Origin of the sequence: Telmatobacter sp. DSM 110680, from assembly GCF_039994875.1 — a bacterium.
Lineage (GTDB): Bacteria > Acidobacteriota > Terriglobia > Terriglobales > Acidobacteriaceae > Telmatobacter.
Window position 1 is genome coordinate 4,556,571 of sequence record NZ_CP121196.1, and the last position, 19,930, is coordinate 4,576,500.

Here is a 19,930-nt window from a genome sequence, read left to right on the forward strand (position 1 = left end):
GCGATTCCCGCGCAATCACAGAGCGCTCGCAATCCAGTTCTTCATGGTGTTCGCGTCCACCAGGCCGGCCTGCTGGAATCGCATCTTGCCACCAACAAATATGGCGAAATTGGGAATACCCTGCACCTTGTAACGCAAGGCCAGTTCCGGAGATCGCTCCGTGTCCACCTTCAGAACCAGCGCGCGTCCTGCCATATCACGTGCCGTCTGCGCAACATGCGGCGCCGCCATCTTGCAGGGCCCGCACCACGCCGCCCAGAAATCGACCAACACAGGGACCTTGCTTTCACGCACGATCTCGTCAAACTCAGTCGCCGTGACCTCGATCGGCGCTGCGACAGCCGGAAGGGGTGCCTTACAAGCGCCGCACCTGCCTGTATCGGCCAGATGTTTTGCTGGAACTCGATTCGGCTTCCCGCATGCCGGACAATTCCTGACGTTCGCCATCGCATTTCCTCTTCTTTATGGGTTATCACGACACTGTTGAGATGCGACAAGACGGTTTTCGTTGCGATCTTGTCCACTCCCCCGTCAATCAACCCTCAACGCCTTCACAGAAGCCTCAAGCAGCACATTCCACAGGGAGAAAGCATGCAATCGCTTTGCATCCAATTTCTGCTCCACGTCGCAGAATGGAGTTGCGTCCGACAATACAGTCTTCCCCGCCGGGAAAAGAAGCGGATCTTCGAATTCAGTCGCTGCACAGTTTCACAGCCCGGCAAGACCAATTAGTGCTTTTATCGACGCCAAATACCGCCAAAATCGACCAAGAATTACCACACTTTGCGTTCTAAATCTTTCGAACATTCGTTATTTCAATAACATACCTTCACAAGGCTTCTATCAAAGGAGCCATCTTTGAAACTGTGGAAACGGCTCGTGCCGTCACTTCGCCCACTACACTTGAGACTGTATGACTGAAAGCTCGCTCAATCCGCCCATCGCTCGAAGAGAACACAAAGAAACAGTTCTTCACGGCATTACCCTCACCGACGACTACGCCTGGCTCCGCGAAAAAGACAGCCCCGAAGTCACAGCCTTTCTGAACGCTGAGAACGCCTATGCCGAAGCCGTCACCGCCGACCTCGCCCCTTTGCGCGACCAGCTCTATGAGGAGATGCTAAGCCATATCAAGCAGACTGACGAGTCAGTTCCCTATCGCGAAGGCGATTGGTGGTATTACGTCCGCACGGAGGAAGGCAAGCAATACGCAATTCTCTGCCGCAATCGTGGGTCCGTTGCCTCGCCTGACGGTCCAGAGGAGATTATCCTCGATGGAAATCAGCTGGCCGAGGGTCTGCCATTTTTTGCGATCGGCGCGAGCGACATCTCAGACAACGGACGCTGGCTGGCATACACCGTCGACACCACCGGATTCAGGCAGTACACGCTTCGCATCAAGGACCTCGACACCGGCGAGACGCTGGTCGGCGAAGTCGAGCGCGTAGGCTCGGTGACCTGGGCAGCCGATAATGCCAGCCTTTTTTACTCCGTCGAAGATGAAGAGCAGAAGCGCCAGTTTCAGCTTTTCCGCCATACGCTTCAGACGCCGCATAGCGATGACGTGCTTGTGTATCAGGACGACGACGAGCGCTTCAACATTGGCGCCGGGCGAACGCGCGACGGCAAATTTCTGGTCATCGAATCTGCCAGCCATATCACTAGCGAGTGCCTTGTGCTGCCTGCCGATCAGCCCACCGGGAAGTGGTTCGTCATCAGTCCCCGCGAAGACGAGCACGAGTATTCGGTGGATCATCGCAACGGCTACTGGTACATCCGCACGAATGATCGCGGTCGAAACTTTCGCCTCGTCACCGCTCCAGTGAACGCGCCCGCCAAAGAAAACTGGGTCGAGCAGATTCCGCACCGTGATTCGGTCATGCTCGAGGACGTCGATCTATTCGCTAAATTCTTTGTCGCCTGCGAACGAGAAGACGGCCTGCCCCGGCTGCGCATGTGGAAGTTTCAGAACGACACTCCTGAAGCTAATCCTGCAGGCGAAATTGCTTTTCCAGAGCCCGCGTATAACGCTTCGCCTGGAATCAACCGCATCTTCGAGACAACGAAGTTCCGCTACGGTTATCAATCTCTGGTCACCCCAGGTTCTGTCTTTGAATACGATCTCGAAACCCGCGAATCCAAACTCCTCAAGCAGCAGGAAGTCCCCGGCGGATTTGACCGCACTCTTTATGCGAGTGAACGCATCCATGCCAAGGCGCCCGACGGTGTGGAAGTTCCGATTTCGCTTGTCTATCGAAAAGACACGCGTAAGCCCGGCTTCGATCCACTTTATGTTTACGGATATGGGTCTTACGGCTACTCGCTTCCGCTAGGGTTCAACTCCAATCGCCTGAGTCTGCTTGATCGCGGCGTAGTGATCGCCTACGCTCACATTCGCGGCGGCGGCGACCTGGGTAAACCATGGCACGACGCCGGGAAAATGCTGGTAAAGCTAAACACGTTTACGGATTTCATTGCGGCCGTCGAACATTTAACGGCGAACGGCTACGGAGATCCTGCACGCGTGGCCATCGAAGGCGGGTCGGCAGGCGGACTGCTGATGGGCGCCGTCACGAACCTCCGCCCCAATCTGTTTCGAGTCGTCCTTTCGCATGTGCCGTTTGTCGACGTAATGAACACCATGCTCGACGCTTCTCTTCCGCTGACGGTTCCCGAGTATGAGGAATGGGGCGACCCCAACGACGAGACCTACTTCAAGTACATGCTGAGTTATTCGCCGTACGATAATTTGAAGGCAGCAGGTTACCCGGCCATGTTAGTGAAAACTTCGTTGAATGACAGTCAGGTGATGTACTGGGAGCCCGCGAAGTACGTAGCAAAGCTGCGAACGCTCAAAACCGACAGCAATCCTCTGCTGCTTGTTACCAACATGGAAGCGGGCCACGGCGGAGCGAGCGGACGTTACGATTATCTGAAGGAAATTGCGTTCGACTTTGCTTTCTTGTTGCGAGAACTCGGAATAGTATGAGAGTTTCAACATTTCAGCGGGGACATCATGCGCCAATTCCTGGCTGTTGCGATGATTTGCGTAGTTCCAGGTTTCGTTGCCGCGCAACAGCCTGCTCAATCGGATGAGCCTCAAAAAGTCGGTCCAACCGTACGCGCGCCAATTCCTGTTTCGACACCTGAAGCATCGATGCCTCAGAAGGCTCGTCTAACCCAAAAGAATGGAATCTGCCTGATTTCCCTCGTTGTCGACGCCACCGGGCAACCTGTTAATCCTCAAGTCGTCCGGTGCTCCGATTCCATGTTTGCCGCTAACAGCATGGAAGCGGTGAAGAAGTACAGATTCAAGCCCGCAGTAAGAGTTGCCGATGGAACTCCAGTTGCAGTGAAGCTTTCCATCGAGATCAACTTCCGGTTCAGCGACGGGCTGTCTGGTTCTATGGAACCTCCAGCACAACTCCGCTATGGTTTTTCATCTCCACCGGGCGTCACATCGCTTGAGCCCGATGCGGAGGGAATTTATCCGCTCTCCAAAAGACTTGAGATGCCGAAGATATCTGAATTCGTAAGCAAAGGCTTCGCTGCCGCAGCCATGTTCGCTCCCGATGGGACCACCTGTCATGTGTTGCTCACCATCGACAGCAAAGGCAAACCCTCGAACGCTCAAGTGTTGAAGTGCGACAAGTCTTCGTTAGACCAGGTCGCGATCGATTCCCTGATGAAGTCAAAATACAAACCAGCGAAACTGAACGGGAAAAACGTCTCCGTACGAACGGCGGTTGTGCTCGTGTATGAAGGATTTGGACCGCACGAGGCGCTCGACGCAGGTGTCCCCTCCGCGTCCTCAAAACCATAACAAGTAGAGTCGAAGAGGTTCCGCGAAGGCCAGATGCTTGCTAAGTCAGTCGAGACTTATGCGCCCACAGACCAAGGCCCGGATTGGAAACAAAGAAAACTTCCTCCCCATCCAATCGGTTATAACCATGCGATAACTTATCAGGGTTGTAGTGTTCCGACATCTCAGCATAATTCCCGTACTTGTAACCGACGCCTTCTATTTCTTCGCGACTCAACTGCCCCGGACACCATGTAATGCTGAATCTGTCTTCGGAGGAGCCGTGGATCAAATGCGCGGCCGCCCCAAGCTCCGCAGCCAGATCCCCATTCGCATCCACCGCTGCCAGGGTGGCGGGCGTTCCGTTGTATCCATACTTGCGAATCAATCCGTCAATGCACTTGTCTTCGCCAAACTCTTTTACGGCTGGAGCAAGAATGATCAGTTCCGCGCCGTCCGCCAGCGCCATGCGCGTCCGATACACCGCCTTGTTCCCGAGCCACGTGGAATGAAATTCGTGCGGATCGAGATAGACAACGGCCTTTCGAATTGGCTCGCCTACTAACTCGAAATTCACCTTCAAACTCAGTGCCGCCGCGCGATGGAAACACTCAGCATCGTCGCCGATGAATAGGCCGCGCACCGCGAGCCCGCCATTGGCACGCCTGCCCACTACCGTCTGCACATAGATAATCGGAAACGCGCGCAAAAAATGATCTGATGCATAGTTGAGCACCGCCCGCACGGGATTCTCCGCCCGACCCATGATGCGCTCCATGCCGTAGACCGCGCCCAGGTAGTGGCTGAGGTTGATTCCCTGCCTTCCCCCTGCGCCAACCAGAATGTTCTTGTTGTAATTGGCCATGCCAATCACTTCATGCGGCACAACCTGCCCAATGGAGAGAATCAGATCAAAATCACCCCGCGAAATAAGCTTGTTGGTCTGCGCAGGCCAGGCAAAGTTCAGCTTTCCTTCCGACTGTTGATGGATGAACTCAGCAGGTACGTCGCCCAGAGTCTCTACATCTGTCCGCCAGTTATGAACGCGAAACAAATCGTGCGGCATACCCGGAAACATATGGTCGATCTGAGCGGTTGACATAGGCGCATGGGTTCCAATGGCAGGCAGCACGGCCTTCATCCGGTCCCCGAAATGCGCCCAGGCCGCGCATGTCAACTCCCCGGCCTGCGAATGGAGACGGGTGATGTCCGGCGGAACCGCCAGCACACGCGCGCGTTGGCCGAGCTTGTCGAAACTTTCGACAAGAAGCTCGCCCATCTCCTTTGTGCCGAGATCAACATCTACGCCGCCGTGTGCACAAAACAATGCCATGAGCTTAACTCTAAACCAACCCCATCCCGACAGCGACGTTCGCCTACTTGAGAGATCGCGTTGAACCGCCTCTTGGCCACGCGAAAAAGCGAGGATACCAAACTCTTTACCTTATCCATTTCGTACGCTACACTGCGGTGAAACTGGTCCATGGAATCGTTGATGACGAGTCTGAAGCGTCTCTTGGTGGTTGAAGATCAGCCGCAGGAAATGAAACTCGCGGCGAGTGCTGCCCAATCGATGGGGATTGCGGATGTGGAGGGCAGAACATCGATCCGGGGCGCGCGTGAGTATCTCGACAGCGGACTTCGAGGAGAAAGAGAACTTCCGGACGCGATAGTTCTGGATTTGGACTTGGGATACGAAAGTGGATATGAACTTTTGCGGTATTGGCACTCCACACCACAGTTAGCCGCAATCCCTCTCATTGTCTGGTCAATTTTGGGAGAGCAGCGCGAAATGTGCCGTCTTTTTAAAGTCACCCGCTTTGTAGGCAAGTGGGAAGGCGAACGTGCGTTTCGTGAGGCGCTCTGCAATTTGACGCAGTCAAGCCCCGAAGAATTCTGACGGCGAGCGCTGCCATCTTTTTCACTGCAAATTGCATCAATGCAACCTAAGGAATTCCCGCACAGCGGTCAATCCCCGGACAACTAAACCACGGGCTTTAGTTCTCTTCCGATGGCTCGTAAGGAGAGCGATGTGAATGAATTAGCTGGAGTTATTTCCCAGAACGAAGACAAGTTGCGGGCCGAGTGGATCCGGGACATGGGAAGTTCTGTTCAACGCGCTGACCTGATCGGCAAAGACGAGCTGGAGGAACAATGTCGATCGCTTTTGAGTGCGATCATAACCGGACTTCGGAGTAGTTCCCCCACTGACACGTCGTCTTCTGGATGGAATTCCGCTCGCGAACTTCTGCAAGAGATTTCAGGGTCCCGCGCCCGCCAGGGATTTTCGTCCTCAGATGTCGCGACCTTTGTGTTCTCACTGAAGCGTCCAATCTTCACGGCAGTTCGTCGTGAGATGGCAAGCACCCCAGACAAGCTTTTCGACGCGATCTGGACAGCGACAGAACTTCTGGATCGACTGGCACTCCTCACGACGGAGTCCTTCATGTCTGCCAGGGAAGAGCTGATTTCTCGCCAGCAACAGGAGCTTCTTGAACTCTCGACGCCAGTTGTAAAGCTGTGGGATGGCATCCTCGCACTGCCTATTATTGGAACTCTCGATAGCGCCAGAACACAGGTAGTGATGGAGAGCCTGCTGGAGACGGTGGTCGCCACAAATTCTAAGTACGCGATTATCGACATTACCGGCGTTCCCACCGTGGATACGCTGGTGGCACAGCACCTCCTCAAGACGATTACGGCAGCGCGCCTGATGGGTGCCGAATGCATCATCAGCGGAGTACGGCCTCAGATCGCGCAGACCATCGTTCACCTAGGTATCAATCTCGAGGATGTGATCACGAAAGCCAGGTTGTCGGATGCGTTCGCTCTCGCCTTGCAAAAAAGCGGCAGGAAAGTTGTTCGAGACGGCAACGCCCCGGCGAGCCCGATCAGCGCTCTCTTTGCAAAGCGGGAGGAGTAAATGGAACGAATTCCAGTACTCCGCATGGGTTCGCTCCTGCTGATCACGATCCAGGTGGACATGCACGACAAACTCGCTCTTCAATTGCAGGACGATGTCACGGAGCGCATTTCGGATTGGGGATCCACCGGAGTGCTGATTGACATTTCGTCTCTTGAGATCGTCGACTCATTTATTGGGCGAATGCTGGCAAATATTGCTGCCATGTCCCGGGTGTTAGGAGCCGACACCGTTGTCGTCGGTATGCAGCCGGCAGTGGCTATCACGCTCGTGGAACTGGGTATGTCTCTACCCGGCGTTCGCACGGCGCTTAGCGTGGAAGCGGGAATGGAACTCCTTTTCGGAGATGTCCCCGGAACGCAGTCTGGAATGGGTGATGAGCGTTCTCAAGCGTGAACAACTCCCGCTAAAAACTTCAAACGACGTTGTGCTGGCACGCCAGAAGGTCAGGCAATGGGCCGTCGACCTGCGCTTTAGCCTGGTTGACCAGACCAAGCTGGTGACAGCAGCCAGCGAGTTGGCCCGCAACGCCCTGGATCACGGCAAGGGCGGCCAAATGACGATCGAATCGCTAGTCAATGGAACGAAGTCCGGATTGCGTCTAATCTTCGAAGACCAGGGTCCCGGAATCGCAGATATCGACCAGGCACTCAAGGATGGATTCACCACCGGATCGGGAATGGGACTAGGTCTCGGCGGGAGCAAGCGCCTGGTGAACGAATTCAGCATCGAATCACAAGTTGGCAAGGGAACGAGAATCAGTATCGCGCGATGGAAATAGCCTGCACAGAATGGGTTTCGGTAAGTGACGCCAGTTCGATAGGCGAGGCGAGGCGGCTGGCCGTGTCCATTGCTAACCGATTGAGGTTTGACGAGACTCTATCGGGCAAGCTCGCATTGCTGGCAACCGAGGCCACTCGGAACGTTCTGGTGCATGGCGGTGGAGGGCAGGTGGTGCTATCGGGCGTCAAAGAAGAGAATGTCCGGCTCGCGCGGATTCTGGCTATCGATAAGGGAAATGGCATAGCTAATATTGCCGACGCAATGGCCGATGGTTTTTCGACGGCCGGTACGATGGGCGGCGGCCTCGGAGCAATGAAAAGAATGGCCACCAATCTGGATATTTTCACAGGGCGGACTGGCACCGTGGTGATGATTGAATTGCTGGAGCCAATTCCGAAGGAGACAAGGACGAATGGCAGGATGCATGTAGCCGGCTTCGCGGTTCCCTACCCCGGGGAGCGCGTCTGCGGCGATGCATGGTTCAGTCATCAGACACCGCATAGGACCGTGATTCTACTCGCAGACGGACTTGGGCACGGATGGGGAGCATCCGAGGCTGCGGCAGAGGCTGTTGCAACCTTCCGGCAACGGGCGGATCTAAGTCCTGGCGAGATACTCGGTTATATTCACGACGCGTTGCGCAAAACCCGCGGAGCCGTAGCGGCAATCGCGGAGATTCGCCCAGCTGAGGGTGCGCTGATCTACGCCGGAGTGGGGAACGTCGCGGGCGTTGTGTTGGAGAATGGAGCCTCGCGCAGCCTTGTGTCGCACAATGGCACGCTGGGAATGATGAGCCCTAAGATTCAGGAGTTCCGCTCCGCATGGTCACCGGCCTCAACGTTGGTGCTGCATTCGGACGGCTTGCAATCAAGATGGGATCTCTCGTCGTATGCAGGACTCATAGCGCGACATCCTGCAGTCATCGGAGGCGCCTTGCTTCGTGATTTCCGCCGTCAACGCGATGATGTAAGCGTTGTCGTAACGAAGGCAGCGTGACGAGTGTCGATTCCCATCATCAATCTCTCTCTCCTGACCGAACGAGACGTCGTTCACACCAGGCAGCGTGCCCGCGAGGTAGCAGCGGAACTTGGGCTGGACAATCAGGATCAGATTCGACTGGCGACTGCTACCTCTGAGATTGCCCGGAATGCGTTCCGATACGCGCGGAACGGAAAGGTAACGTTCTCTCTGATTCTGGAACCTCCGCAACGGCTGGAAGTCACCGTATCGGATTCAGGATCTGGAATTCCTAATCTGGACCAGATATTCGAGGGCAGATATAAGTCTGAGACTGGGCTCGGGATGGGATTAATCGGCACACGTAGACTGATGGATGAGTTTCACATTGAAACATCATCCAAAGGCACCACCGTGCGCATGGCCAAGCGCATTTCCCACCACCACGATACCTGGACACAACGGACTGCACACGATCTAAGCCGGAAGATGCAGACCCGCGCTCCTGAGAATCCGTATGAGGAGATTGAACAACAGAATCAGGAGTTGCTGAAGACTCTTCAGGAACTTCGTTCGCGGCAGGAAGAATTGGAATTACTCAACCACGAACTCGAGGACACGAATCGCGGAGTGGTCGCGCTCTACGCAGAGTTGGACGAACGCGCGGACTACCTGCGACGAGCCTCTGAACTTAAGACTAAGTTTCTCTCCAATGTTTCGCATGAGTTTCGGACTCCACTGAATTCGGTCATCTCGCTGGCTCGTCTTTTGCTGGAGAGGATTGATGGCGATCTTACCGCCGAACAAGCCAAGCAGGTTCGGTACATCGAGTCCTCCGCCCGTGATCTGCAGGAGATGGTCAACGACCTTCTCGACCTGGCCAAGGTTGAGGCAGGAAAGATTCGCATACGGCCGAAGCGCTTTGAGGTTCATGAGTTATTCAGTGCTTTGAAGGGGATGTTGAAGCCGCTCCTGGCCGACAACAATTCTGTCGATCTCATTTTCGATGATGCGACAGAGATACCCGCACTGCGCACGGATGAGGGAAAAGTCTCGCAGATTCTCAGAAACCTGATATCGAATGCTCTGAAGTTCACTCCGAACGGCAAGGTTACCGTATCCGCGCGGATGATCGAGAATCAGGACATCGAATTCACGGTTGCAGATACCGGAATCGGCATTGCCCAAGAGCACCACGAAGACATCTTTAGGGAATTCAGTCAGGTTGAGAATCCACTTCAGGAAAAGTATCGCGGCACCGGGCTCGGTCTACCGCTTTGCCGGAATCTCGCGATGCTGCTAGGCGGAACGATATGGCTGGAGAGTGAGCTCGGCGTTGGGTCAACCTTTGTCGTTCGGCTTCCTGCAATCTATGTAGGAGAGGCTACGCAGACAGAAGAGATGTCTCCGTTGCCTGTGCCAGACTTCCATCGTGCCCCGGTTTTGTTTCTTGAAGACAATATTGAAACATTAGAACTCTTTGAGACGTATTTGCGGGAATCAGAATTTCAGCCCATTCTGACCTCAGAACTTGCACAGGCAGAAGCATGGATTGCCCGGCATACGCCTGTGACGGTCGTGGCTGACATCTATATTGGGAACGACTTATCGTGGAATTTCATTAAACGACTACGCGATCGTCTGCCCGATTTGCCACTCATCGTAACAAGTTCGCACAACGAGATGCAGACTGCGTATGCAAGCGGCGCCACTATCTTCATGGCAAAGCCGGTTGATCGCGATGTGCTGCTCACCGAACTTCGCCGACTTACATTGCATGGAGGAACACGAAAAGTCCTGCTGGTGGATGACAACGAGGTGGCGCGCTATATCCTGCGCGACCTTCTGGATCAACCGTGGCTCGAGGTGCAGGAGGCAGCGAATGGCACCGCTGCTTTGAGCGCGTTGAAAGACAGCATTCCTGACGCGGTTATCCTTGATTTGCTGATGCCGGATTTCAGCGGATTCGAAATACTACGCCAGCTCAGATCACAGCCGGCAACTAAAAGCCTGCCCGTTCTGATCTACACGTCCAAAGTGCTCACAGATTCTGAAAAGGTTCAACTGGACAATTGGGACGCAAAGATTATCCGGAAAGAAGAAGTGACCTCCCGCCTGTCCGCAAAGCCGTTCCTCGATTGGGTCAAATCCGTCGGACTGGTTCCCGAACCTGCAACCAGGGAGCACAATGCCTGAGTCACTTCGACCGCGCGTCCTGATTGCCGATGATCGAGAAGAGAACCGGTACGTGTTGGCGCGCGTTCTGGATAGTGCGGGCTTCGATTGCACGCAGACCGGAACCGGGTTAGGAGCGCTGGAAGCTGCGCAAACTATACCCGACATCATTATTCTGGACGTCCGTTTGCCTGACATCTCAGGCTATGAAGTGTGCCGGCGTATCAAGAGCGATCCTCGGACCGCTTCAGTGTCGGTGCTGCAAATCTCGGCTTCATTCACCTCCAGCGATGACAGGGTACGAGCGCTTGAGGCCGGTGCAGATGGGTATCTCACTCATCCCATCGATCGCATGGTGCTGATAGCTACCGTAAGGGCGCTTCTGCGACTTAGAACAGCGGAGGCCGCTGCTCGCCAGGCTGCCAACCAATGGCAATCAACTTTTGATGCCCTTTCCGAGGGGCTTGCCTTGATCGATAGCAACGGCGCCTTCCTGCGATGGAATCGATCATTTGCGGAAATTAGCGGTCCGAAAGTTCAGATTGTCGCGGGAGGAGACGCAGGTTCTTTTCTAAAAAGCCTGCTGGGTACCGACGATCCGATTAAGCAGTACGGGCGGCGGTACAGCGCGGAGTTCAACATCGGCAAGAGGTCAGTTGAAATTTCGGCAAATCCCATTGAGAGTGAGCGAGACGGGCAGGGAAAGATTTTGATACTGAATGACATCACTGATCGCAAACTCGCTGAATATGCGCTTCTTACCGCTGAAAAGCTCGCAGCGACGGGAAAACTAGCCAACGCGATCGCTCACGAAATCAACAATCCACTCGAGGCAGTGACGAATCTGATTTATCTCGCTTCGTCATCATCGAACACAGAAGATATTCACGAATTCCTCTCGCGTGCCAACGAGGAACTTGCTCGAGTCTCGCGAGTCACCAAGCAATCTCTCTCCTTCCATCGCGATTCAGATCGACCTATTGCGATCGATGTAGGCGCATTGATTGCCGACGTGATTTCTCTCTTTGAGAGGCCCGCAGCGCAGCGTCGTGTGCACCTTGCATTATCCCGCGAGTCAGACGTTAATATTTGTGGGTTCCCCGGTCAACTGACTCAAGTATTTGGAAATCTAGTGCGCAACGCGACAGAAGCGGCGCTGCCAGGATCTGAAGTGTCGATTCGCGTCCGATTGATCCACCGCGGCAAAAACGAAGGTGCGCGTGTAACAATTCACGATCGTGGCGCTGGAATTCCTGAAAGCGTTCGAGACAAGCTTTTCGATCCGTTCTTCACGACGAAGGATCTGAAGGGCTCGGGATTGGGGTTATGGGTTTCCAGAACGCTAGTGGTCAAGCATCAAGGTACCATTCGCTTCCGCTCCTGCAGGGGGCCTGGAAAAAGCGGCACGACTTTTGAAGTCTTTCTACCTACAACGCTGGTGTGAACGCGAAAACGAAGCAGCGGATTCGCTGTGGCTTAACCACCCTTGAAATCCTTAGTGGCACTGGTGGCTCTCGAATGACAACTTTCACCGCTACCGCTGACGAGGTGTAGAAGGACGTTTCCTCCCCGCGCCATTCTCACTAATGAGATGATAGAGAAGTCATCTCGCATTCCTCTCCGAACTCAAGCACGTACTCCTTCAAGACAAGAGGCTCTCAATGTTGATCCGACTCGGATATGACATCCAATTCCAGATTCCAACCAGTGTTGCCATGGTTGCGCTGCTCAGCGTTCATCCTTCTCTCGCGCACGAGCTTGTGGAACCAGATGAGTTGAAGACGGAACCGGAGTTAAAAGTCAGCCACTACATTGACAGCTTTGGGAATCGATGCTCGCGGTTTGTAGCGCCTCCCGGACTGCTTCGACTCTGGTGCTCGACCCTGATTCAACACACAGATGAGCCGGATGAGGTGAACCTGTCTGCTCGAGAAATCCCGGTCGGCGATTTGCCAGATGAGGTGCTGATGTACCTGCTGAATAGTCGCTATTGCGAGGTGGACCGGCTTTCCAGTGTTGCTTGTGACCATTTCGGAAATCTACCGCAGGGGTGGAATCGTGTGCAGGCCGTTTGCGATTGGGTTCACAACCATATCGCGTTCGACTATCAGCAGGCTCGGCCGACGAAAACTGCGCTTGATGTCTACACGGAAAAAGTTGGAGTGTGCCGCGATTATCAGCATCTGGCGATCACGTTTTGCAGAGCGCTGAATATTCCAGCTCGTTACGCTACTGGATATTTGGGAGATATTGGAGTGCCTCTTCGTTTACCGATGGATTTCAGCGCGTGGTTCGAGGTGTACCTCGATAACAGATGGTGGGCATTTGATGCGCGCAACAATCAGCCGCGGTTGGGGCGGATACTGATGGCGACTGGTCGAGATGCATCCGATGTTGCCATGACCACTTCGTTTGGACAGGCTGACCTGTGGAGTTTCTTTGTCGTATCTGAAGTCGAGGAAGCGGCGATACCAGGTTGATCAGGGCTCGACAGATTCGAGGTCTACTCCAACTTTCAGCGTGTGGGCACCGCCACCGAGAATCAAACCATGCAGAGGACTAACATCGCCGAAGTCGCGTCCCCACGCAATCGTGACGTGGCCCGTTGAAGGAATTACATCGTTGGTCGGATCTACATCGAGCCAACCAATTCCCGGACAGAATGCGGACACCCACGCGTGAGAGGCGTCGGCGCCAACCATCCTCGGTTGACCGGGAGGCGGGTAGGTGCGCAGATAGCCGCTGACGTATCTTGCGGGCAGGTTGATAGAGCGAAGACAGGCGATTTGTATGTGTGCGAAGTCCTGGCAGACGCCTCGCTTCTTGCGGAAGACTTCTTCAATCGTAGTTCTGACCGTGGTCACTTTTGAATCGAAGCGAAAGTCTCGATGAATGCGCGAAGTCAGGTCCAGGAGCGCCTCGACCATGGGTCGCCCCGGGGTGAAAGACTGCTGCGCATAGCGCGCAAACTCGGGCCGAAGCCGAATGCGCGGCGATTCAAACCGGAATTGATATGCTTCGAGCGCCTCGGCGCTGAGATCTTCGGGAAGTCCTTTGACAACATCTTCCCATGGAGTTGATGCCAGACTTGGATCGAGCGAGGTCTCCTGCATCTCAACACGGCTGCGCGATTCGACGATCAATTCTTCGTGCGGCTCTTCGATCGTAAAGAAGTATTGGTGATTGCCGAAATAATCCAAACGCTCCGTCATGACGGCGGGGCAGGGCACAATTTGCAATTCGCTCTCAGCAACGCGATGACGAGGCAGCGAACGGGGCCGCAGACAGGCGACGTGGCTCCCCATTGATACGGGATATTTATATTTGTAAGTCGTGCGGTGAACGATTTTATAGATCATAAGCCAACGCTGATCGGAAGCGTGCGGGCGTGACTGAAATACCTGCTCGATAAATTATCTGACCACGAAGGGAGCAGGCGCTCCAAGCTCCCGAGGAAATTTTCCAGCCGAACGAGACCTTCAGAGCCTTTAGCTCTGGCCTTGAGCGCCTCCCGCGGCAGGCTGTAGCTGAGAGTTCGTAAATCGAAACTACGAAGCATCGTCAAGGCATCCTGCATCGCCTTGAGATCGTCAGCCATATGCCTGGGAAGCTTCTGGTAGATATCCGCAAGGTGCGCAAGTTGAAAATCCAAAGACCGGGGATTATTCTCGTCGGCCATCAGCACATCCAGCACGGCCACAGGTTGCAGCGTGGTGTAATAGCGAGTCCGATAGGTCATGGTGCTGTCTCCAACTTCGAGCAGACATTCGAGCAGCGGCCAATCCTGCTCACTGAGCGGAAGCGTGATCTGTCGTATCATGCGCGTGAGATAGATGGCCCGCTCCAGACGCCTGCCGATGCTCATGAACATCCAGCCCAGACCCCGATTGATATTCTCGCGTTCCATTCCTGAGAAAGCGGAGAGCAACTCCAGGCAGAGCGTCAGTGTGGCCGGATACTCGGGAATCTGTACGTCTCGGTCCGTCTCAAGCGACGTGCGTAACTGGCCGATGAGAATCATCATGTCTGCTGACAACCGTTCGCGGACGCTGTTACCGACGCGATACACCTCAGAGAGAATGAAGGCAAGGCTGTCAGTTCGCTTTAGGTCAGAGACTACCGAGATTAATTCATTTTCGAATTCAAGTGCGGTTGGACGTCTCTTTTTCGCCTTGGGCAACTTGCTATGCCTCGATCGCAAACAACTATGCAGGCGAACGAGGCAGGCCAGTTCTCCAGGACCGGCACGCCCTACGCGAGACATCATCGAACGCGTTATTCGCGCAGTATTCTCCGCACGCTCGACGTATCTTCCAAGCCAATAGACTCTGTCAGCGACGCTGCTGGGAACGTCAGGAGATCCGCGACGCAAGGCAACCGGTTGATTACGCGGATGGAGCAAGCTGAAGGTATCCACCGGGCTGTCCCACAGAACCCACGCGTCCTTGCTATGTCCGCCGCGCTGCATCGACACCACTGACCCCTCGGCCTCGGCTACGCGAACCAGTCCTCCGGGAATCGCAGTCCACCCCTTACCGGTGTTGATGACGTAAGCTCGCAATACGACGCTTCGGGAATAAAGGTGTCCATTACCCCAGACCGGGGCATTCGATAAAGCGATCTGCTCCTGCGCCACATATTCATGCGGAAATGCCTTCAACTGCGCGGTGAGTCTTCCCTTTTCCGCCGGCTCCAACTTTGCCGCAAACACTGGCTCCATACCGCACGAGGGAAACGCCGGCTTAAGGACAACCGAATCAAGATGCTTGATGACCCAGTCGTATGCATATGACTGTCCGCACCACCAGGTCGCAACCGAAGGAAGCTTTAGACTCTCGCCAGTCATATGCCGGGAAAGTCCGGGAAGAAAAGGCATGATGGCCGCCGTCTCAATCACACCGCTGCCGAGAGCATTGGCGACCTTTACGTTTCCGGCAACAACTGCATCGACGAGGCCTGGCACACCAAGAAGAGAATCACTACGCAACTCCAGTGGATCACAAAAGCTATCGTCTACTCGACGCAGGATTACGTCCACCCGCTCCAATCCATCGACAGTCTTGAGGTAGACGCAACGGTCTCGCACGGTAAGATCGGCTCCCTCAACCAAAGCAAAACCCAGGTATCGCGCAATATAAGAATGCTCAAAATAAGTCTCGTTATGCGGGCCAGGTGTAAGCAGAACGATACGCGGGTTGCTGCGATCAGCAAGAGAGGTGAGTGCATCGCGCTGCGCGCGGAAAAAGGGCGCGAGCCTGAGGACATTCGAATCGGCAAAGACGTTTGGCAAAACATCGGAGACGATGGTGCGGTTCTCAAGCGCATAGCCACTGCCCGAAGGAGCCTGAGTGCGATCGGAGAGCACCCACCATTGACCGTCGGGAGAACGGGCGAGGTCAACCGCTAGCATGTGGAGATAAGAGTGCGAAGGTACGCACACACCCACCAATGGCCTTAGGAACGCCGGATTCGCGTAGACAAGCTCGGCTGGCAAATGTCCGCTTTTCAGCAGAGACTGGGATCCGTAAATATCTTCGAGAATCAGGCTTAGCAGCTTGGCACGCTGGATAATTCCCTGCTCTATATATCTCCATTCGCCGGCCGGAATGAGGAAAGGGACAATATCAATTTCCCATGGACGGTTGGCACCAAGAGGGTCGCTATAGATGTTGTAAGTGATGCCATTCTCACGAATGCGACGCTCGGCGCGGGCGCAACGTTGGCCCAGTTCCTCCGGGCCGATCATGCGTAGCGATTCCATCAGGTGCGCCCAGTGAGGACGAGGATTGACGCCATCTGCTGAGAGTTCGTCGTAAGCTCCACCGTAGCGTAGCGGAGTCTGATAGAGATCAACCGTCATGACAAGATCTCCCGCGTTTCGATGCGTGCGGACGCGCTCCGCGGCGGAATGCGCAGATCGAGGGTGCCAGGAAAAATCGGGTTTATCTCATCTTCAGGGATCGTAGCAGGGACAATCTGGTCGAGCACTACAAAGCGTTCGAGACGTCGCGCTTCTGCTTCAGCTGCGTTTGCGGGGCGATCTTTATATTCGCGACCTTCGGGTGGGTCTATACGGTACGAGCATTGACCGATTGAGCTTCCGTCGCGAAGATCAATCAAGGTGAAGGTGAGCGGAGAGTGCACCGGAATGGTTGGATGCATTGTCGCTGAAAGTTTGCGTGCGCGAAATCTTACTCCCGCCACGGCAACTCCCGGCTCGGTGGCAGGTTGAAGCGGCACGCGGCGGCCGTTGCAAGCCACAACGTATCGTGAATCTTCTTTCAAGCCGGAGAGCTTTACCTGCACTCGTTCCACCGACGAGTCGACATTGCGAACCGTTCGACCGGACGCCGCTTCCTCCGCCAGCACATTCCAGGGTTCGAGCGCGCGCCGAAGTTCAACTTCTACATCGTCGACACCGATCGAACCAATCTTTGGAAATCGAAATTCAAAATGCGAAGCGAACCACTCAGGATCAAACGCAAAGTCCGATTTGCGCAGGTGAGCAAGAACCTCAAGAAAGTCCTGTTGCACAAAATGAGGAAGCATGAAGCGATCATGAAGGATCGTGCCCCATGGCGTGAGGCTTCCTTCGAATGGCACCTTCCAAAATGCACACACCAATGCGCGGACGAGTAACATTTGCAGAAGACCCATGCGCATATTAGGCGGCATTTCGAATGCTCGGAGTTCCAAGAGACCAAGTCGGAGCCCGAGGCCATCCGGCGGAAACAGCTTATCTACGCAGAATTCCGCACGATGGGTATTTCCGGTTACATCGGCGAGCAGGTTTCGGAAAAGACCGTCGACAATGTAAGGGGCACAATCTCTCGTCGGCAGATGACGAAAAGCCACTTCGAGTTCATACAGAGCGTCCATGCGCGCTTCATCCACACGCGGATATTGGCTTGTGGGACCGACATACATTCCAGAGAAAAGGTAAGAAAGCGAAGGGTGATTCTGCCAGAACGCAATCATGCTGCGCAGCAAATCGGGCCGGCGCAGGATCGGACTATCTTCAAGAGTCGCGCCGCCGATGACGATATGGCTCCCGCCTCCAGTCGCGTCGCGATTTCCGTTGAAGTTGAACTTCTCAGAAACCAGTCGATTGTGGCGGGCCTCGCGATCCAGCAACATATTGACGTGTTCGAGTTCGTCCCAATTGCGGGCGGGCGGCAGATTGACTTCGAGGACACCGGGATCGGGAGTGACACTGAAAGATCGCAGCCGCGGATCGGCGCCGGGGGCATAACCCTCTATCCACACGGGCGTCTGCAGGTAGCGGCAGGTGTCTTCGACTGCGCTGACGAGCTCGAGATAGTCTGCCAGGATGGGCGCGTAAGGTAGCGAAACATGAAGCCGAAAATCGCGTATCTGCACGCAGAGTGCTGGGCGAATGAGTTCCTGCGCGTCCTCGTTTCGACACAAAACCGAAGGGAGCGGATCAGCTTCTGGATTCGCCTCGAAAAGCTCCATGCGGCAAATTCTCTCGGCTGGCAGCTTGACGTAACGTGCAAACGGCGCTTCGTCGAAAGTGTATTCAAGTTCGTCGGGCGCAACCCAAGGCACGACTTCGGTCGGAATGCGAAATCCTATGGGCGAATCACCGGATAACAGAATGATGCTCTCGACAGCCGGAAACCAGAACTGGCTCGACCACCGCAGGACTCCGTGCGGTTGGCGGCGACGAAGCGGCAGAATGTAACCTGCAGGGTTGGCCGCTGGCTCATCCGGTTCGAAGGCCGGAAGAATGTTTTCAGGACTGACCTGGAGACGACGCGAGAGAGCTCGCATAAACCTTAAGGTGTCGCCTGCCTTGATTCCATAATCATGATTCTCTTGGGCGATGAGCTTGACGTCTCCCCATACCGGAATACCATCTGCACGCCAAAAACAACTGAGCGCCCAGCGAGGTAGAGGCTCGCCCGGATACCACTTTCCCTGACCGTAGTGAAGCAGGCCGCCGGGCACCATCTTTTCGCGAAGTGCCTGAATGAGATCCAGCCCACGCGTTCGCTTGATCTCGCCCAGCGCATCGATATTCCATTGGGGGCTTTCCGGTTCATCGATGCCGACATAGGTGGGCTCGCCGCCCATGGTCAGACGAACGTCGTTGGCCTCAAGGTCCGCATCCACGCGGTGCGCCACCTGGCGTATGCGTATCCATTCGTCTTCCGCATCGCCGAGGGATAACGGCCGCGCCTCATTCAAACGGCGAACCGACATTGCATATGTGAAATCGATGCTGACCTTCTCGGCAGTTCCCGAGATTGGAGCAGCCTGGGCGGGGCTTGAGGTGCAGGCGAGCGGAATGTGCCCTTCTCCCGCGAGCAAACCCGAAGTCGGGTCCAATCCAATCCAGCCGCCGCCGGGCAGGAACGCCTCGGCCCACGCATGAAGATCCGCAGAGTCCGATTGGGGGCCGCTATCGAGACTGTTCCGCTCAGTTTTCGCCTCTGCAAGCTGAATGAGATAACCAGAAACGAAACGTGCGGCGATTCCCAAATTGCGTAGACATTCGACTAACAGCCACGCCGAGTCGCGGCATGAGCCAGAGCGCTTTTGTAACGTCTCTTCGGACGTCTGAGTTCCATGCTCCAAGCGCGTGACGTAACCGACCTCATCCCGCACCTTGCGATTGATGAGAAGCAGAAAATTTACCGTGGTAGTTTGCTGGTCACGACAGCTTTCAACGAAGTCGCGAAGCAAGGGGCTGGGCGGATCGACTTGCAAATAGGGATAAAGATCCCTTGCAATCTCGGTCGAATATTGGAATGGATAATTTTCAACTCCCGGATCAAGCAGGAAATCGAAGGGGTTAAGCGTAGACAAATCCGCGGCAAGATTTACTTCGACGGCAAACTCGCTCGTTTTCTGAGAAAAAAGGATGTGTGCCTGTTGATTTGAGGAGGAATCAAGTTGCCAGCGCAGCGAGTGCTCAGCGGGTGATACATCGAGAGAATAACTGAGGATGCGTGTTCGGCAGTGCAGGCTGGGACGCAACCGTATGATCTGAGGACCAAGCAAGACTGCCTGGTCATACCGGTAGTAAGTCCGATGTTTCAGTGCAACCTGGATTCCCATCCGCCCTCATGCGGTACACGCCTGAAGCCGGCGATCCAAATTAGCTGGCACCAGAACCGTCGCGCCCCGAACCCATTGAGCACTGGGTGTAAGAACACGTTAGCATATTGCGAAGCGCGATTTGGGCGCGGGAAAGCCGGCGTGAGAAATGGCAATAAGGCCAGAATGCAATAGGTTTAATTTGTTGAGTTGCAACTGACATTGAG

At 54.9% G+C, this 19,930-nt stretch carries 15 protein-coding genes; 10 read left to right on the forward strand and 5 right to left on the reverse strand.

Annotated features, from left to right (window positions below; all coding sequences use genetic code 11):
* Nucleotides 1–15 precede the first annotated feature (15 nt).
* Nucleotides 16–447 carry a thioredoxin domain-containing protein gene (locus tag P8935_RS18775; protein WP_348261837.1) on the reverse strand — a complete coding sequence of 144 codons (432 nt, stop codon included), beginning with the start codon at nt 445–447 and terminating at the stop codon, nt 16–18.
* Between the two features lie 466 nt (nt 448–913).
* On the opposite strand from P8935_RS18775, the gene P8935_RS18780 reads away from it, so the two are divergent.
* Both P8935_RS18780 and P8935_RS18785 read left to right on the forward strand, forming a co-directional pair.
* Nucleotides 914–2,989: a S9 family peptidase gene (locus P8935_RS18780; RefSeq protein ID WP_348261838.1), complete on the forward strand. Its 2,076-nt coding sequence runs from the start codon at nt 914–916 to the stop codon at nt 2,987–2,989.
* Between the two features lie 27 nt (nt 2,990–3,016).
* The gene (locus P8935_RS18785) at nt 3,017–3,823 is read left to right on the forward strand and encodes an energy transducer TonB (RefSeq protein WP_348261839.1); all 807 of its coding nucleotides are present in this window, start codon (nt 3,017–3,019) and stop codon (nt 3,821–3,823) included.
* A gap of 40 nt (nt 3,824–3,863) precedes the next feature.
* Here P8935_RS18785 and P8935_RS18790 read toward each other — a convergent pair whose 3' ends face one another.
* The gene (locus tag P8935_RS18790; RefSeq protein WP_348261840.1) at nt 3,864–5,135 is read right to left on the reverse strand and encodes a D-mannonate epimerase; all 1,272 of its coding nucleotides are present in this window, start codon (nt 5,133–5,135) and stop codon (nt 3,864–3,866) included.
* Nucleotides 5,136–5,297: 162 nt separating this feature from the next.
* Between P8935_RS18790 and P8935_RS18795 the strand changes: the two genes are divergently transcribed.
* From P8935_RS18795 to P8935_RS18830, 8 genes are all read left to right on the forward strand, one after another.
* Complete coding sequence (locus P8935_RS18795) at nt 5,298–5,702, forward strand: hypothetical protein (protein ID WP_348261841.1); 405 nt, start codon at nt 5,298–5,300, stop codon at nt 5,700–5,702.
* A gap of 132 nt (nt 5,703–5,834) precedes the next feature.
* Nucleotides 5,835–6,725, forward strand: a complete 891-nt coding sequence (locus P8935_RS18800) for an STAS domain-containing protein (protein WP_348261842.1) — start codon at nt 5,835–5,837, stop codon at nt 6,723–6,725.
* Nucleotides 6,726–7,121: an STAS domain-containing protein gene (locus P8935_RS18805; protein ID WP_348261843.1), complete on the forward strand. Its 396-nt coding sequence runs from the start codon at nt 6,726–6,728 to the stop codon at nt 7,119–7,121.
* Nucleotides 7,102–7,506 carry an anti-sigma regulatory factor gene (locus tag P8935_RS18810; RefSeq protein WP_348261844.1) on the forward strand — a complete coding sequence of 135 codons (405 nt, stop codon included), beginning with the start codon at nt 7,102–7,104 and terminating at the stop codon, nt 7,504–7,506. The genes P8935_RS18805 and P8935_RS18810 overlap by 20 nt, the downstream gene beginning before the upstream one ends.
* A 62-nt stretch (nt 7,507–7,568) precedes the next feature.
* Nucleotides 7,569–8,504, forward strand: a complete 936-nt coding sequence (locus P8935_RS18815; RefSeq protein WP_348261845.1) for a SpoIIE family protein phosphatase — start codon at nt 7,569–7,571, stop codon at nt 8,502–8,504.
* A gap of 3 nt (nt 8,505–8,507) precedes the next feature.
* Nucleotides 8,508–10,661 carry an ATP-binding protein gene (locus tag P8935_RS18820; protein ID WP_348261846.1) on the forward strand — a complete coding sequence of 718 codons (2,154 nt, stop codon included), beginning with the start codon at nt 8,508–8,510 and terminating at the stop codon, nt 10,659–10,661.
* A complete protein-coding gene (locus P8935_RS18825) occupies nt 10,654–12,084 on the forward strand; it encodes an ATP-binding protein (protein ID WP_348261847.1) in 1,431 nt (476 codons plus the stop codon). The genes P8935_RS18820 and P8935_RS18825 overlap by 8 nt, the downstream gene beginning before the upstream one ends.
* A gap of 217 nt (nt 12,085–12,301) precedes the next feature.
* On the forward strand, nt 12,302–13,120 hold the full coding sequence (locus tag P8935_RS18830; RefSeq protein WP_348261848.1) for a transglutaminase family protein: 819 nt from the start codon (nt 12,302–12,304) through the stop codon (nt 13,118–13,120).
* Here P8935_RS18830 and P8935_RS18835 read toward each other — a convergent pair whose 3' ends face one another.
* Genes P8935_RS18835 through P8935_RS18845 form a run of 3 tightly spaced genes read right to left on the reverse strand, consistent with a single transcriptional unit; the run spans nt 13,121 to nt 19,724 of the window.
* Nucleotides 13,121–13,999, reverse strand: a complete 879-nt coding sequence (locus tag P8935_RS18835; protein WP_348261849.1) for a transglutaminase family protein — start codon at nt 13,997–13,999, stop codon at nt 13,121–13,123. It lies immediately after the preceding gene.
* On the reverse strand, nt 13,996–16,500 hold the full coding sequence (locus P8935_RS18840) for a circularly permuted type 2 ATP-grasp protein (protein ID WP_348261850.1): 2,505 nt from the start codon (nt 16,498–16,500) through the stop codon (nt 13,996–13,998). Before P8935_RS18840 ends, P8935_RS18835 begins: the two co-directional genes overlap by 4 nt.
* Nucleotides 16,497–19,724 (reverse strand): transglutaminase family protein, encoded by a 3,228-nt coding sequence (locus tag P8935_RS18845; protein WP_348261851.1) that lies wholly within the window; start codon nt 19,722–19,724, stop codon nt 16,497–16,499. The genes P8935_RS18840 and P8935_RS18845 overlap by 4 nt, the downstream gene beginning before the upstream one ends.
* Between the last annotated feature and the right edge of the window lie 206 nt (nt 19,725–19,930).